At 73.2% G+C, this 14805-nt stretch carries 13 protein-coding genes; 10 read left to right on the top strand and 3 right to left on the bottom strand.

Annotation, left to right across the window (positions count from 1 at the left end; translation table 11 throughout):
* Window positions 1–73 precede the first annotated feature (73 nt).
* Window positions 74–589 carry a cysteine dioxygenase family protein gene (locus ACFCZ1_RS29735; protein WP_376681362.1) on the bottom strand — a complete coding sequence of 172 codons (516 nt, stop codon included), beginning with the start codon at window positions 587–589 and terminating at the stop codon, window positions 74–76.
* A gap of 628 nt (window positions 590–1217) precedes the next feature.
* On the opposite strand from ACFCZ1_RS29735, the gene ACFCZ1_RS29730 reads away from it, so the two are divergent.
* The 3 genes from ACFCZ1_RS29730 (at window position 1218) to ACFCZ1_RS29720 (ending at window position 6823) form a co-directional block, all read left to right on the top strand.
* Window positions 1218–1481, top strand: coding sequence for a WhiB family transcriptional regulator (locus ACFCZ1_RS29730; protein ID WP_003983763.1), 264 nt, complete (start codon window positions 1218–1220; stop codon window positions 1479–1481).
* Between the two features lie 255 nt (window positions 1482–1736).
* Window positions 1737–5339, top strand: a complete 3603-nt coding sequence (locus ACFCZ1_RS29725) for a glycosyltransferase family 2 protein (RefSeq protein WP_376681361.1) — start codon at window positions 1737–1739, stop codon at window positions 5337–5339.
* On the top strand, window positions 5336–6823 hold the full coding sequence (locus tag ACFCZ1_RS29720) for a DUF5719 family protein (RefSeq protein WP_376681360.1): 1488 nt from the start codon (window positions 5336–5338) through the stop codon (window positions 6821–6823). Before ACFCZ1_RS29725 ends, ACFCZ1_RS29720 begins: the two co-directional genes overlap by 4 nt.
* A 21-nt stretch (window positions 6824–6844) precedes the next feature.
* Here ACFCZ1_RS29720 and ACFCZ1_RS29715 read toward each other — a convergent pair whose 3' ends face one another.
* Window positions 6845–7312, bottom strand: a complete 468-nt coding sequence (locus ACFCZ1_RS29715) for a metallopeptidase family protein (RefSeq protein ID WP_376681359.1) — start codon at window positions 7310–7312, stop codon at window positions 6845–6847.
* Window positions 7313–7402: 90 nt separating this feature from the next.
* Between ACFCZ1_RS29715 and ACFCZ1_RS29710 the strand changes: the two genes are divergently transcribed.
* The 6 genes from ACFCZ1_RS29710 to ACFCZ1_RS29685 all read left to right on the top strand — a co-directional run bounded on the left by ACFCZ1_RS29710 (window position 7403) and on the right by ACFCZ1_RS29685 (window position 12993).
* Window positions 7403–7804, top strand: a complete 402-nt coding sequence (locus ACFCZ1_RS29710; RefSeq protein ID WP_376681358.1) for a DUF3499 domain-containing protein — start codon at window positions 7403–7405, stop codon at window positions 7802–7804.
* A gap of 78 nt (window positions 7805–7882) precedes the next feature.
* Complete coding sequence (locus ACFCZ1_RS29705) at window positions 7883–9253, top strand: phosphomannomutase/phosphoglucomutase (protein WP_376681357.1); 1371 nt, start codon at window positions 7883–7885, stop codon at window positions 9251–9253.
* A 158-nt stretch (window positions 9254–9411) separates the two neighbouring features.
* Entirely contained in the window at window positions 9412–9597 is a 186-nt protein-coding gene (locus tag ACFCZ1_RS29700) for a Trm112 family protein (RefSeq protein ID WP_215149771.1), read from the top strand.
* Window positions 9598–9668: 71 nt separating this feature from the next.
* Window positions 9669–10802: an SIS domain-containing protein gene (locus ACFCZ1_RS29695; RefSeq protein ID WP_376681356.1), complete on the top strand. Its 1134-nt coding sequence runs from the start codon at window positions 9669–9671 to the stop codon at window positions 10800–10802.
* Window positions 10803–10839: 37 nt separating this feature from the next.
* Window positions 10840–11997 (top strand): mannose-6-phosphate isomerase, class I, encoded by a 1158-nt coding sequence (gene manA / locus ACFCZ1_RS29690; RefSeq protein ID WP_376681355.1) that lies wholly within the window; start codon window positions 10840–10842, stop codon window positions 11995–11997.
* Window positions 11998–12069: 72 nt separating this feature from the next.
* Complete coding sequence (locus ACFCZ1_RS29685) at window positions 12070–12993, top strand: cation diffusion facilitator family transporter (RefSeq protein WP_376681354.1); 924 nt, start codon at window positions 12070–12072, stop codon at window positions 12991–12993.
* 90 nt (window positions 12994–13083) lie between these two features.
* Here ACFCZ1_RS29685 and lepB read toward each other — a convergent pair whose 3' ends face one another.
* Window positions 13084–13773 (bottom strand): signal peptidase I, encoded by a 690-nt coding sequence (gene lepB / locus ACFCZ1_RS29680; protein WP_376681353.1) that lies wholly within the window; start codon window positions 13771–13773, stop codon window positions 13084–13086.
* Window positions 13774–14066: 293 nt separating this feature from the next.
* Here lepB and ACFCZ1_RS29675 point away from each other — a divergent pair.
* A partial coding sequence (locus ACFCZ1_RS29675) for an adenosylhomocysteinase (RefSeq protein ID WP_376681352.1) occupies window positions 14067–14805 on the top strand: 739 nt, incomplete at its 3' end.

Here is a 14805-nt window from a genome sequence, read left to right as displayed (position 1 = left end):
GCTGGTGGTCGGTGGGGGCACCTCCCAGCGGTAGCTGGGGGAGGGTGGGACCGTCAGGCCGCCGGGCCCGAGGTCAGGCGGGGACGGACTCGTGGCGTGCGGGCGAGCAGCCGTGCATCGGCATCTCGGTCAGGCCGGGGAAGTAGACGTGCAGGCTGACGGCGCCTTCGAGGCGATCGTTGACGACCTCGTGGGCGTAGCCGGGGGCGAAGACCCGCTGGGAGCCGGCGCCGAGGGCGAGCCGTCCGCGCGTGTGGTGTTCGGTGAGCTCGCCTTCGAGGACGGTCAGGACGCCGGAGGAGGCGCCGTGGTCGTGCCGGCCGCTGCCCTGGCCGGGGACCCAGCTGAGCAGCCAGACCTCGTAGCCGGGGCCGGTGCGCAGCCGGTGGTACCACCGGGTGGTCGCGTCGTACTGGACGAGGTGCTCCCAGGAGGCGCGGTCCTCGGCGATGGAGCGGGCGAGGCCGGCGAACTCGGCGACGGTGGCCGGGTGCTCGCGGGCGGGCTGGAGGAGGTGCTGGACGGCGAGGATGTCGCCGGCGATCTGGAGGTCGCTCTCGGTGTTCGCGGGGGTGCTGGCGCTGTTCATCGTGGGGATACCTCGACGGATGTCAGTGGTGCTGGCGGTTGCTGCGGGGGCGGGCTGGAGCGGTGCGGAGCCGGGGCTCCGGAGGCATCAACAGCTGCAACAGCAACAGCGAAGCTGGGCAGCGCACAGGAACCCACGAATGGGGGTCCGGGTGGTGGCTGCGGTCGCTGACATGGGAACAAGGAGAGCGGCTCGGGGGTCGGACTGTCAACCCAATGTCGGGTTTGGGGGAAAAGTTTCACCTCATCCGGTTGCTGTGCACGGAGAAAGGTTTGTGCAGTCAGGGTCCGGGGATGTGGCGCTGCAGCCGAGTTCAAACCAGGCTCGTCCGCTTCGTGACCGGAATGTGATCTACGCCGCTTCTTTGGCTGGATCGCAACCCCTCCCGGGAGGGACGCGTGGATTACGGGTGAAGGCGGGCGTGGCGTGACGCCTGTTGCATCTGTCATGATTTTTGGCGATTTGAACACTTTCTGCTTAGGCTTGGTTCCGCAGAGTGAATAAGGGGCCCAATAGCAGATCCCGGCTTGACTGCTCCGGAGCCACACACTTGTAATTTCACTCGTGTCGTTACGTAGCGATCAGTGACGACGACCACGGGGACGCACAGACAGAGCGAGGGGCGCACATGACCGAGCTGTTTCAGGAACTGCTGGTCGAGGAGGCGGACGAGGAGCTCGGATGGCAGGAGCGCGCTCTGTGCGCCCAGACCGACCCCGAGTCCTTCTTTCCCGAGAAGGGCGGCTCCACCCGCGAGGCCAAGAAGGTCTGCCTCGCCTGCGAAGTCCGCTCCGAATGCCTTGAGTACGCCCTCGCCAACGACGAGCGATTCGGCATCTGGGGCGGTCTGTCCGAGCGCGAGCGCCGACGGCTGAAAAAGGCAGCGGTCTGATCCGCCCGGGGCGCTTCCCGGCGAGTACGTACCGCACCTACCGCACATCGCACGACATATCGAACTGCCCGGCCCGCAAGGCACCGAGCAGAGCAAACGGTCCGCCTCCCGCACCTTCCCCGCAGGAGGCGGACCGTCGCTTTTCCAGCCGTTAGTGTGGGGCGCTGTCCAGCAGCCTCCGAGGGCACACCACCCCCGGACCCTCCCCCCGGACTCCGTCCGGGAGGACCCCCAGGCCGGAGGGCCAGTAGCGCGATGTCCCTGCACAGCCAGTCGGCGGCCTCCTATCAGGCCCCCACCACACCCGAGTTCCCCCGGCACGTCGTCACCGCGGTCCTCGTCGCCCACGACGGCGCCCGCTGGCTGCCCCGGACACTCGCCGGCCTCCTCGCCCAGGAACGCCCCGCGCAGAACCACATCGCCGCCGACACCGGCAGCGCCGACGACTCCGCGCGGCTGCTCACCGAGGCGTTCGGCGACGACCGCGTCCTGCACCTCGCCCGCCGCACCGGCTTCGGCACCGCCGTCGACGAATGCGCCCGCAGCGCGGGCACACTGACCCCCGAGGACCTCCCGTACCTCAAGCGCCCCAGCGGCTGGGACCCCGTCAGCCGCACCTGGCGCGACGACGCGTACGACCTCCCCGACCTCCCCCACGGCGAACCCGTCCAGTGGCTGTGGCTCCTGCACGACGACAGCGCGCCCGAGCCCGACGCCCTCACCGAGCTGCTCCGCGTCGCCGACGAGAACCCCGACGCCGCCGTCATCGGCCCCAAGCTGCGCGGCTGGTACGACAAGAAGCAGCTCCTCGAAGCCGGCGTCACCATCGCCCGCAGCGGCCGTCGCTGGACCGGACTCGACCGCCGGGAACAGGACCAGGGCCAGCACGACCAGGTCCGCCCCGTCCTCTCCGTCTCCACCGCAGGCATGCTGGTGCGCCGCGACGTCTACGACGCCCTCGGCGGCTTCGACAGACGCCTGCCCCTCATGCGCGACGACGTCGACCTCTGCTGGCGCGCCCAGAGCACCGGCCACACCGTCCTCGTCGCCCCCGACGCCGTCATGCGCCACGCCGAGGCCTCCGCCCGCGAACGCCGCACCGTCGACTGCGCGGGCCGTACGAGCGCGAGCCCGCACCGCGTCGACAAGGCGGGCGCCGTCTACACGATGCTCGCCAACAGCTCCGGCCGCGCCCTGCCCTACGTCCTGCTGCGCGTCCTGCTCGGCACCGTCCTGCGCACCCTCGCCTACCTCATCGGCAAGGCCCCCGGCCAGGCCGTCGACGAGTTCACCGGCCTGCTGGCCACCCTGCTCCGCCCCGGCCGGATCCTCGCCGCCCGACGGCGCCGCCGCCGTCCGGCCGTCCCGGCCGCGGACCTGCGCCCGCTCTTCCCCCCGCCGGGCGCCTCCCTGCGGGCCAACGCCGAACAGCTCGCCGGCTACTTCGCCGACGGCCGCGACACCGATGCCGCCCCCGCCGGCCGGCACGGCGGCGGCAGCATCCTCAACGCGCCCGGCGAGGACGACTTCCTGGAGACCGAACGGTTCGCGCGCCTCAAGCGGATCGCCCGCAACCCCGCGCCCGTCCTCTTCGGCCTCCTCCTGCTCGTCTCGCTGGCCGCCTGCCGCTCCCTCATCGGCGGCGGCTCCCTCATGGGCGGCGCCCTGCTCCCCGCCCCCGACAGCGGCTCCGAGCTCTGGCGCGCCTACACCGACGGCTGGCAGCCCGTCTCCACCGGCTCCACCGCCCCCGCACCCCCGTACATCGCCGTCCTCGGCGCCGTCGCCACCCTGCTCTTCGGATCCACCCGGGCCGCCCTGACCCTGCTGCTCGTCGGCTCCGTCCCGCTCGCCGGACTCACCGCCTACTTCGCCTCCCGGCCGCTCGTCGAATCCCGGCTGCTGCGCGCCTGGGCCGCCGTCGCCTACGCCTTCCTGCCCGCCGTCACCGGAGCCCTCGCCGGCGGCCGCCTCGGCACCGCCGTCCTCGCCGTCCTGCTCCCGCTGATCGCCCGCTCCGCCGTCGCCGCCTTCGCCCTCGGCGGAGCCGACGGGGAACGGACCGGCTGGCGCGCGGTGTGGACGTACACCCTCCTGCTGACCCTGGCCACCGCCTTCACCCCCGTCGTGTGGCCCCTCGCCGCGGTCCTCGGGGCCGCCGCGCTGGTCATGCGCCTCGCGCGCTCGAAGGCGCAGTGGAAGACGTACGCACCGCGGCTGATCGCCACCCTCGCCGTCCCGGTCCTCGTGCTCGCGCCCTGGTCGCTGGGCCTGCTCACACACCCCGGCCGCCTGCTGCACGAGGCCGGACTGCCCTACGGAACCGGCTCCGCCTCCGCCCTGGACCTGCTCGGCACCAGCCCCGGCGGCCCCGGCACCACCGGCGGCGTGCTGCTGCTCGGCATCGTCCTCGCCGCCCTGGGCGCCCTGCTGCGCACCGACCGGCAGTTCGCCGTCCGCGCCGCCTGGGCCACCGCCCTGGCCGGGCTGCTCCTCGCCGTCCTCCTCAACCGGACCGCCTGGGCCGGCCCCGCCACCCTCGTCTACGGGCTCGCCCTGCTGGCGGCCGCCGCGCTCGGCGCCGACGGCGCCAGGGAACGGGTCGCCGCCCGCAACTTCGGCTGGCGCCAGCCGCTGGCCGCGCTCATCGCCCTCACCGCCGCCGCCGGACCCCTCCTCGCCGCGGCCGGCTGGCTCATCGCCGGAGCCGACGGCCCGCTCCAGCGGCGCGACCCGGTGCAGGTGCCCGCCTTCGTCGCCGAGGCGGGCGGCGACGACAACCAGACCCGCACCCTGATCCTCGCCGCGGAGCCGCCCGGCACCGTCTCCTACAGCCTCGTCCGCGGCTCCGGAGGCCGCCTCGGCGACGCCGAGACCGCCGCCCGGACCGGCAGCGACCCCCGCCTCGACAAGGTCGTCTCCAACCTCGTCGCCGGCTCCGGCGCCGACCAGTCCAGCCAGCTCAGCGCCTACGCCATCCGCTTCGTCATGTTCCGCCCCGGCGGACCCGAGGACATCCGCCGCGTCCTCGACGCCACCCCGGGCCTCAGCCGCCGCCACCAGCAGGACGGCACCGCCCTCTGGGGCGTCGAGCCCTGGCTGCCCCGCGCCGTCATCGTCTCCGGCAAGCAGGGCGAGGCCCCGATCCCGGTCGCCGCCGGCCCCGTCGAGGCACACGGCAAGATCCCGGCCGGTGAAGCGGGCCGCGTGCTGCGCATCGCCGACCGCGCCGACGCCGGCTGGCGGGCCACCCTCGACGGCAAGCCCCTGAAGCCCAAGACCCTCGACGGCTGGGCGCAGGGCTTCGAACTGCCCGCCGACGCCGGCCGCCTCGACCTCGTCCACGAGCACTCCCTCGTACGGACCGTCTGGCACTGGGCGCAGGGCGTCCTCGCCCTGGTCCTGCTGGTCATGGCCCTGCCCGGCCGCCGCGAGCAGCTCGACGACGACCTGCCCGAGGAGGAGGCCGCGATCCCCGCCCAGCCCGGCCCGGGCGAGGCCGGCGAGGGCCGCCGCGCCCGCCGCCTGCGCGCCGAGGCCGCGCCCGCCCCCGCACCGGTGGAGGCCGCCGTCACCGCCGACCCGTACGCGGACATCCCGGCGCAGCCGGTGTACGGGGAGGAGGCGTACGGGGAGGACGCGTACTCCTACCAGCCCCACCCGGAGCAGGGCGGCTACGCCTACGAGCCGCAGGCGCAGCCGTACGGCCAGACGCCGGGGTACGAGCAGTACCCGTACCCGCAACAACAGCAACAGCAACAGCAGCCGGTTCAGGACCCGGACCAGCAGCAATACCCCTACCCGTACGACACCTACGGACAGTACGACCCGCGTCCGGACGGGAGCCCCCAGCAGTGAAGCAGCGCGCACCCATGACGCTCGCGGCCGTGACCGCGGCGCTGGCCGCCCTCACCGCCGCCGCGGCCCTCACCGCCCCCGCCGCCGAGGGCACCGCCACCGGCAGGGCCACGGCCGCCGCCCGGATGCCGGTGGAACGGTCCCTGCTGGTCTGCCCGGCGCCGAGCTCCTCGGACATCGCCGAGACCACGTACACGGCGTTCACCCCCGGCGCGGCCGGATCCGCCGAGGGCAAGGGCTCGGCCCGGCTGCTCGGCGCCACCAAGGACGCCAAGCCGGTGCTGGAACCCAAGGAGGCGGGCAAGCCCTTCGGAGCCACCGCCTCCGGCGCCGACGCGCCCGCGCTCACCGGCAGCGCCGACGGGATCCTCGCCCCCGGCTGGACCGCGCAGCTGACCACCAAGGTCGCCGTCGGCCGGACCCGGGGCGTCCTCGGCGCCGGCTGTACCGCGCCCGGCACCGACTTCTGGTTCCCCGCGGTGAGCACCGCCAAGGGGCGCGAGGACTACGTGCACCTCACCAACCCCGACGACGCCGCCGCCGTCGTCGACATCAAGCTCTTCGGCCCGGACGGGGTGGCCAAGCCCGACGCGGGCACCAGCGAGAACATCCGCATCGACCCCAAGTCCAGCAAGTCCGTCCTGCTGTCGTCCCTGGTCCCGGGGGCCCAGCTCGCGGACGCCACCGCCCACGTGACGACCCGGGCAGGCCGGGTCGGCGCCTCCGTGCAGGCCGGCGAGGAGGGCGTGGGCGCCGACTGGCTGCCCGCCGCCACCGACCCGGCGGGCTCCCTGGTCCTGCCGGGCATCCCGGCCGACGCCGTCTCCGTCCGGCTCGTCGCCTTCGTACCCGGCGAGGAGGACGCGGACGTGAAGATCCGGCTGGCCGGGCCGGGCGGCTCCATCTCCCCGGCGGGCAACGAACAACTGCACGTCAAGGCCGGTATGACGGCGAGCGCCGACCTCAAGGACGTGACCCGCGGCGAGCCGGGCTCGCTCCTGCTGACCCCGGTGGACGCCAAGAAGGCCTCCCCGCTGGTCGCGGCGGTACGGGTGGTGCGCGGCACCGGCGCCAAGCAGGAGCTCGGCTTCGTCCCGGCCTCCGGGCCGGTGGGCACGCGGGCGACGGTGGCCGACAACCGGCCCGACGAGAACGCGACCGTCCTGTCGCTGACGGCGGCGGGCGACAAGGACGCGAAGGTCAAGGTGACGGCCTCGCCGGGCACCGGCGGCGGGGACGCGTCCTCCCAGGAGGTGACCGTCAAGGCGGGCACCACCCAGACGGTGACCGTGGCCCCGGCCGGCGCGAAGGGGGCCTACGCCCTCACCGTCGAGACCCTCTCCGGCGGCCCGGTCCACGCGGCCCGCACCCTGTCCCTCCCGCACGAGGGCATCGCGATGTTCACCGTCCAGACCCTGTCGGACGACCACTCCACGGTCTCGGTCCCCAGGGCGACGCAGGACCTGTCGGTCCTGACCCGCTGACCGCGCGGCCCGCGCCGCGGCTCAGTCCTGGCCGTAGCGCGGGTCCACGGTCTCCGGGGACAGTCCCAGCAGCTCCGCCACCTGCTCCACCACGATCTCGTGGACCAGCAGCGCCTTCTCGTCCCGCGTCTTGGTACGGATCTCGACCGGCCGCCGGAAGACCACGATCCTGGCCGGCCGGCCGTCGCGGGGCTCCGCGACCGCCCCCAGCGGCACCGCCTCGTCGTTCCAGCCGCCGTCCGCGCCGCCCGGCGGGCCCGGCACGTCACCGATCAGGAACTCCACCTCGGCCAGCTGCGGCCAGCGCCGCTCCAGCCGCTCCACGGAGTCCCGTACGAGGTCCCCGAACAGCTCCGACCGGCTCGCTGACAGCGGCACCTGCGGCGGCGCCACCGGCCCGCGCATCCCGCGCCCGTGCCGGTCCCGCCGACGCGGCCGGGGCTCGGCGGGGGGCTCTGCGGGACGGGAAGTCAGGGGGCTGTCGGTCACCTCCGCAGGGTAGCTCCCGGTACGACACGGGGGAGTGAGGGGCGGGAGAGTCGTCGCGGCCCGGTCAAGAGTGCGGTACCGTCCAACGTCGTGAGCCTTGTACGTCGCTGTTCGCGCACCGCGTGCGGCCGCCCTGCCGTCGCGACACTGACGTACGTCTACGCCGATTCGACCGCAGTTCTCGGCCCGCTCGCCACCTACGCCGAACCCCACTGCTACGACCTGTGCGCCGAGCACTCCGAGCGCCTGACCGCCCCGCGCGGCTGGGAAGTCGTCCGCCTGTCCGACGGCTCCGCGCCGTCGCGCCCCAGCGGTGACGACCTCGAAGCCCTCGCCAACGCCGTACGCGAGGCGGCCCGCCCGCCCGAGCGCAGGGCCGAGGCCTGGGGAGCCCCCCGCAAGGAGTCCGGCGGCGCGCCCGGCCAAGGGGGCCCGGCCACCGGCGAGACCCGTCGCGGACACCTGCGCGTCCTGCGTTCGCCCGATTCCTGACGCTCAGATCGCCTGAAGGGCCGCGCAGTGGGCAGGGTAGGTTTGCCGGACCGCACAGGACCTTCAGGAGGGCAGGCAGTGGCCGCAGATCTTTCGAACATCGTCAAGGCATACGACGTCCGCGGCGTCGTACCGGACGAGTGGGACGAGTCCCTGGCCGAGCTGTTCGGTGCCGCATTCGTCGAGGTCACCGGCGCCACGGCGATCGTGATCGGCCACGACATGCGCCCCTCCTCCCCGGGCCTGTCCGCCGCCTTCGCCCGCGGCGCCGCCGCCCGCGGCGTCGACGTGACCCTCATCGGGCTGTGCTCCACCGACCAGCTCTACTACGCCTCCGGTTCCCTGAACCTGCCCGGCGCCATGTTCACGGCCTCGCACAACCCGGCCAAGTACAACGGCATCAAGCTGTGCCGCGCGGGCGCCGCCCCGGTCGGGCAGGACACCGGCCTGTCGCAGATCCGCGAACTGGTCGAGAAGTGGTCCGACGAGGGCGCCCCCGCCGTCGCGGCCGGCACCGTCCCCGGCACGATCACCGAGCAGGACAGCCTCCCCGGCTACGCCGCGCACCTCAAGGGCCTGGTCGACCTCACCGCCGTCCGCCCCCTCAAGGTCGTCGTCGACGCGGGCAACGGCATGGGCGGCCACACCGTCCCGACCGTCTTCGAGGGCCTCCCGCTGGACCTCGTACCGATGTACTTCGAGCTGGACGGGACCTTCCCCAACCACGAGGCCAACCCCCTCGACCCGAAGAACGTCGTGGACCTGCAGGCCCGCGTCCTCGCCGAGGGCGCCGACCTCGGCATCGCCTTCGACGGCGACGCCGACCGCTGCTTCATCGTCGACGAGCGCGGCCAGGGCGTCTCCCCGTCCGCGATCACCGCCCTGGTCGCGGCCCGCGAGCTCGCCCGCAACGGCGGCACCGGCACCGTGATCCACAACCTGATCACCTCCTGGTCCGTCCCCGAGGTCGTCCGGGAGAACGGCGGCACCCCCGTCCGCACCCGCGTCGGCCACTCCTTCATCAAGGAGGAGATGGCCAAGACCGGCGCCATCTTCGGCGGCGAGCACTCCGCGCACTACTACTTCAAGGACTTCTGGAACGCGGACACCGGCATGCTCGCCGCGCTCCACGTCCTCGCGGCCCTCGGCGGCCAGGACGGCCCGCTGTCCGAGCTGGTCTCCTCCTACGACCGCTACGCCGGCTCCGGCGAGATCAACTCGACCGTCGCCGACCAGACCGCCCGCCTGGCCGCCGTCAAGGAGGCCTTCGGCAACCGCGACGGCGTCACCCTGGACGAGCTGGACGGCCTGACCGCCACCGGCGGCGACTGGTGGTTCAACGTCCGCGCCTCCAACACCGAGCCGCTCCTGCGCCTCAACGTCGAGGCCCGCGACACGGCCACCCTCGCCAAGGTCCGCGACGAGGTCCTGTCCCTCATCCGGGCCTGATCCACCCGCCGACGGGGCTGACGGTGCCGCACTGCGGTTGGATCAGCCCCGCCGGCGCCCCGCCGCCGGGGCGACGCGGACACCTCCGGACCGCACCGGAGGTGACTCGGCGGTACGCTGACCACGCCCAATCCGCATGTTCGAAGGGAACGCGCCCCATGCCGCTCGAAGCCGGTCTCCTGGAGATCCTCGCCTGCCCCGCCTGCCACTCGCCCCTTCAGGACAAGTCGGCCGACGAGACGGCTCCCGAGCTGATCTGCACCGGCCAGGACTGCGGCCTCGCCTACCCGGTCCGAGACGGCATCCCCGTGCTCCTCGTGGACGAGGCCCGCCGCCCCGCCTAGGCCGCGCCGCCCTCCCCACCGCACCACGAGACGCGCAGACTGGTTCCGTCCCACAACAGCCGGAGGCCGCCATGCTCGACGAGTCGCTCCTCGACGCACCGGACGATCTCGCCCGCGCCGACCGGCGGGGCCTGCTCCGCGGTGCCGCCGAAGCCGGGGCCAGGGTCCGCACCGCGACCCGGCACGCGGCCGAGGCGGGCCTGGGCGACCTTCGCCCGGACGGCCGCCCCCGGACCGTCCTGATCGCCGGGCCCGGCACGGCCGCCACCGGCGTCGCCGACCTGCTCGGTGCCCTCGCCGGAGCCTCCGCGCCCGTCATCCGGCTGGACCCCACCGGCGTCGCCCACGCCGCGGGCGCCCTGCGCTGGGCCCTTCCCGGCTGGGCCGGCCCCGTCGACCTGCTGCTCATCGCCACCACCGACGGCACCGAGCCCGGGCTCGCCGTCCTCGCCGAACAGGCCTACCGGCGCGGCTGCACCGTCGTCGCCGTCGCCCCGGAGCGCTCACCGCTGAGCGAGGCGGTGGACGGCGCACACGGACTCCTCGTACCGATGGCCAAGGCCCCGTACCAGGAGTACGACGAGTCCGCCGCGGCCGGACCCGGCGCCCTGTGGGCCCTGCTGACCCCGCTGCTGGTGCTCCTCGACAAGGTCGGCCTGATCTCCGCCGCCCCCGACACCCTCCAGCTCGTCGCCGACCGGCTCGACCGCACCGCCGAGCGCTGCGGACCCGCCATCGCCACCTACTCCAACCCGGCCAAGACCCTCGCGGCCGAGCTGGCGGACACCCTCCCCCTCATCTGGAGCGAGGGCGTCGGAGCCGGCCCGGCGGCCCGGCGCTTCGCCGCCACCCTCGCCGAGCTCGCGGGCCGCCCCGCGCTGTCCGCGGCGCTCCCCGAGGCGCTCCCCGCCCACGGCGTCCTGCTCGCCGGCTCCTTCGCCGCCGGCGCCGATCCCGAGGACTTCTTCCGTGACCGGGTCGAAGAGCCCCAGGCTCTGCGCGCCCGCGTCGTCCTGCTGCGCGACCGGCCGGCCGGCGGCCTCACCGCCGCTCCCGCCGCACGCGAGCTCGCCCTCAGCCACGACACGGCCATCAGCGAACTCGAACCGGAGGAGGGCGTGGAGCTGGAGCAGCTCGCCGAACTCCTCGCCGTCACGGATTTCGCCACCGCCTACCTGGCGTTGGCTTCCGGGGGTCACAGCTGAGGTACGTACGTACCCTGCGCTATCCAGGAAGACGACGATGGACCGCCTGACGAACACGATCCGCCCCTACGCCTGGGGATCGACCACCGCCATCCCCACGCTCCTCGGTGTGGAACCCACCGGTGAGCCCCAGGCCGAGATGTGGATGGGAGCCCACCCGGGCGCCCCCTCCCGCGTCGACCGCGGCGCCGGGGAGACGGCTCTGTCGGACGTCATCGCCGCCGATCCCGAGGGCGAGCTGGGCGCCGCCACCGTCGCCAAGTTCGGTCCCCGGCTGCCCTTCCTCCTCAAGATCCTCGCCGCGGGCGCCCCCCTCTCCCTCCAGGTCCACCCCGACCGCACCCAGGCCAGGGCCGGCTTCGAGGACGAGGAGCGCCGCGGAGTCCCGATCGACGCGGGCCACCGCAACTACAAGGACCCCAACCACAAGCCCGAGATGCTCTGTGCGCTCACCGCGTTCGACGGACTGTGCGGCTTCCGGCCCCCGCAGCAGTCCGCCGATCTGCTCGAAGGCCTCGGGGTCGACTCGCTCAAGCCGTACGCCGACCTGCTGCGTGCCCACCCCGAGGACGCCGCGCTGCGCGAGATGCTCACCGCCGTCCTGACCGCGGACCGCGAGCAGATGGCCCGCACCGTCCACGAGGTAGCGGCGGCCGTCGAGCGCCTGGGCGGCCCGTACGCCCCGTACGCCACCCTGGTCCACGAGTTCCCCGGCGACCCCGGAGTCATCGCGGCCATGCTGCTCAACCACTTCCGGCTCCAGCCGGGCGAGGCGGTGTTCCTCGGCGCGGGCGTCCCGCACGCCTACATCCAGGGCCTCGGCGTCGAACTGCTGGCCAACTCCGACAACGTGCTGCGCGCCGGACTCACCCCCAAACACGTGGACGTGCCCGAGCTGATGAAGATCGTGAAGCTCGAGTCGGACGACCCCCACCTGCTGCGCCCGGAGGGCGACGCCGAGGAGGTCTACGAGACCCCCATCGACGAATTCCGGCTCTCGCGCTACCTCCTGGCGCCCGGCGGGATCTCCCGCGTGCTCCCCGAGGACACCCCGCAGATCCTGCTCTGCACGGCGGGTTCACCGCGGGTCGGCGAACTGGCCCTGGCCCCCGGTGACTCGGTCTTCGTACCGGCGGGGGAAAAGGCCGAACTGTCCGGAACGGGGACCGTCTTCCGCGCCACCGTGGTGGTCTGACGTAGCGTCCCTCCCGTCGACTGCAACAATGTGCGGCCGGTAGTCAGTGGCTAGGAAGGACACCCTGCACCCATGAGCGCGTCGGGCGGTACCAAGGCGATCGTGGCGGCACTCGCCGCCAACCTCGCCATCGCTGTGGCCAAATTCGTGGCATTCCTCTTCAGCGGCTCCTCGTCGATGCTCGCGGAAAGCGTCCACTCGCTGGCCGACTCCGGGAACCAGGGGCTCCTGCTCCTCGGCGGCAAGAAGGCCCAGCGCGAGGCGACGCCGCAACACCCCTTCGGGTACGGGCGCGAGCGCTACATCTACGCCTTCCTCGTCTCCATCGTGCTCTTCACCGTCGGTGGCATGTTCGCCATCTACGAGGGCATCGAGAAGATCAACCACCCGCACCCGATCGAGGCCTGGTACTGGCCCGTCGGCGTCCTCGTCTTCGCGATCATCGCCGAGTCCTTCTCCTTCCGCACCGCGATCAAGGAGTCGGACGAGATCCGCGGCAACCAGACCTGGACCCAGTTCATCCGGCGCGCCAAGGCTCCGGAGCTGCCCGTCGTCCTCCTGGAGGATTTCGGCGCGCTCGTCGGTCTGGTCCTGGCCCTCGGCGGCGTCGGCCTCGCGCTGGCCACCGGGAACGGCGTCTGGGACGGCATCGGCACCCTGTGCATCGGCGCCCTGCTGATCGTCATCGCGATCGTCCTGGCCGCGGAGACCAAGTCCCTGCTGCTCGGTGAGGCCGCGGGCACCGAAGAGGTCGAGAAGATCAAGGTCGCGCTCGTCGACGGCGTCACCGTCACCCGCCTGATCCACATGCGCACCCTGCACCTGGGCCCGGAGGAACTGCTGGTCGCCGCCAAGATCGCGGTCGAGCACGACGAGACCGCGACCGAAGTGGCCCGAGCGATCGACGCCGCCGAGGCGCGCATCCGCGAGGCCGTCCCGATAGCGCGTGTGATCTACCTGGAGCCGGACATCTACCGCCCGGACGCCGCCAAGTAGCCCACGGACACCGGAAGGCCCCCGCGAGCAGCCCGCGGGGGCCTTCGGCCGTTCCGGGAGGCCCGGGGCCCGGGGCCCAAGGCCCGGGAGTCAGGGTGCGGGCCAGGCCGGTGCGACCGGCTCCGGACGCCGCCGGCGCACCACCAGCGCCCAGACCCCGAGTCCGCCCCCGACCAGGAAGGCGCCGACCCCGAACACGACGGCCCCGCCCGCGACCACGAGATCCGTCGGTCTCGCGACGGCCTCGCCGCGTACCGCCGACAGACTGACGGCGCCCTGGTCCCTGCCGAGGTGCAGCGAGGAGTCGTTGGAATTCCCGCGGTTGTCTCCCATCAGGAACACCCGCCCCTCGGGCACCGTCACATCGAAGGGCACGGTCGACGGCAGCGACCGGTCCAGGACGTACGGCTCGTCCAGCGGCTCCCCGTTGAGCCTGAGCGCGGTCTCTCCCCGCCGGTACTCGATCCGGTCGCCGCCCAGCGCCACCACCCGCGACAGCATGAGCCCGTCCGGAACCCAGTCCGGAACCGACAGCAGCACCACGTCCCCGCGGCCGATCTCCAGCCCGCGGCCGTCGCCGCCCATGGCGAACCAGCCGGTGCTCCCCTGAGCGTAGGTCGGCCGCATGTTCTGGCCCGCGATGCCGTGCTTCTCGTACGCCACCTCGGGGTGCCGGGCCGACACCGCCGCCCACACCTGCCCGCCGACCACCAGCAGCCCGCCGCCCACCAACAGCACGATCGCCCAGAGGCCCCGTCTCCGGCCACGCCCGCGTTCCATCAGCCCGTCCCCTCCGAAGCATCCGCATGCGGGGGCAGCGTACGGAACGCCGCCGGAAGACCTGAAGCCGCGGCAAGACTTTCCCCTCGGCCGACTGGGGCACGCCGCGTTGATCGGTGTAGATTCGTCATCAGTGTCAGGCGTCGCTGCTGATGGCGGTCGGGCGGTCTCACGACCGGCCGAGGGGAGAGAGGGCCCCCGACGGACTGTGCTCGGTGCGCTTCCCCTGCTCAGGCACGGTCGGCGCACGGCTCAGCCGTACCCACCCTCTCGAACCATGAGGAGCAGCACCCATGGACTTCAAGGTCGCAGACCTTTCCCTTGCCGCTTTCGGCCGCAAGGAGATCACGCTGGCCGAGCACGAGATGCCGGGCCTGATGTCGATCCGCGCCGAGTACGCGCAGGCCCAGCCGCTGGCCGGGGCGCGCATCACCGGCTCGCTGCACATGACCGTGCAGACGGCCGTGCTCATCGAGACCCTCGTCGCCCTCGGCGCCGACGTCCGCTGGGCCTCCTGCAACATCTTCTCCACCCAGGACCACGCGGCCGCCGCCATCGCCGTCGGCCCGAACGGCACCCCGGAGAACCCGCAGGGCGTCCCCGTCTTCGCCTGGAAGGGCGAGACGCTGGAGGAGTACTGGTGGTGCACGGAGCAGGCGCTGACCTGGCCGAACACCCCCACGGGCGGCCCGAACATGATCCTCGACGACGGTGGTGACGCCACCCTCCTCGTCCACAAGGGCGTCGAGTTCGAGAAGGCCGGCTCCGCCCCGGACCCGTCCACGGCGGACTCCGAGGAATACGCGCACATCCTCACCCTGCTGAACCGCACCCTCGGCGAGACCCCGCAGAAGTGGACGCAGCTCGCGTCCGAGATCCGCGGCGTGACGGAGGAGACCACCACGGGTGTCCACCGTCTCTACGAGATGATGGACGAGGGCACGCTGCTGTTCCCGGCGATCAACGTGAACGACGCGGTCACCAAGTCGAAGTTCGACAACAAGTACGGCTGCCGCCACTCCCTGATCGACG

Source organism: Streptomyces sp. NPDC056224 (assembly GCF_042267665.1).
Classification (GTDB): domain Bacteria; phylum Actinomycetota; class Actinomycetes; order Streptomycetales; family Streptomycetaceae; genus Streptomyces.
This window is presented reverse-complemented; position numbering and strand designations above follow the sequence as displayed.

Coding starts and splice junctions, on each gene's coding strand:
- manA (WP_376681355.1), top strand. CDS start 10,840: ATGGACCGCCTGACGAACACGATCCGCCCCTACGCCTGGGGATCGACC.
- ACFCZ1_RS29730 (WP_003983763.1), top strand. CDS start 1,218: ATGACCGAGCTGTTTCAGGAACTGCTGGTCGAGGAGGCGGACGAGGAG.
- lepB (WP_376681353.1), bottom strand. CDS start 13,773: ATGGAACGCGGGCGTGGCCGGAGACGGGGCCTCTGGGCGATCGTGCTG.
- ACFCZ1_RS29695 (WP_376681356.1), top strand. CDS start 9,669: ATGCTCGACGAGTCGCTCCTCGACGCACCGGACGATCTCGCCCGCGCC.
- ACFCZ1_RS29725 (WP_376681361.1), top strand. CDS start 1,737: ATGTCCCTGCACAGCCAGTCGGCGGCCTCCTATCAGGCCCCCACCACA.
- ACFCZ1_RS29685 (WP_376681354.1), top strand. CDS start 12,070: ATGAGCGCGTCGGGCGGTACCAAGGCGATCGTGGCGGCACTCGCCGCC.
- ACFCZ1_RS29735 (WP_376681362.1), bottom strand. CDS start 589: ATGAACAGCGCCAGCACCCCCGCGAACACCGAGAGCGACCTCCAGATC.
- ACFCZ1_RS29700 (WP_215149771.1), top strand. CDS start 9,412: ATGCCGCTCGAAGCCGGTCTCCTGGAGATCCTCGCCTGCCCCGCCTGC.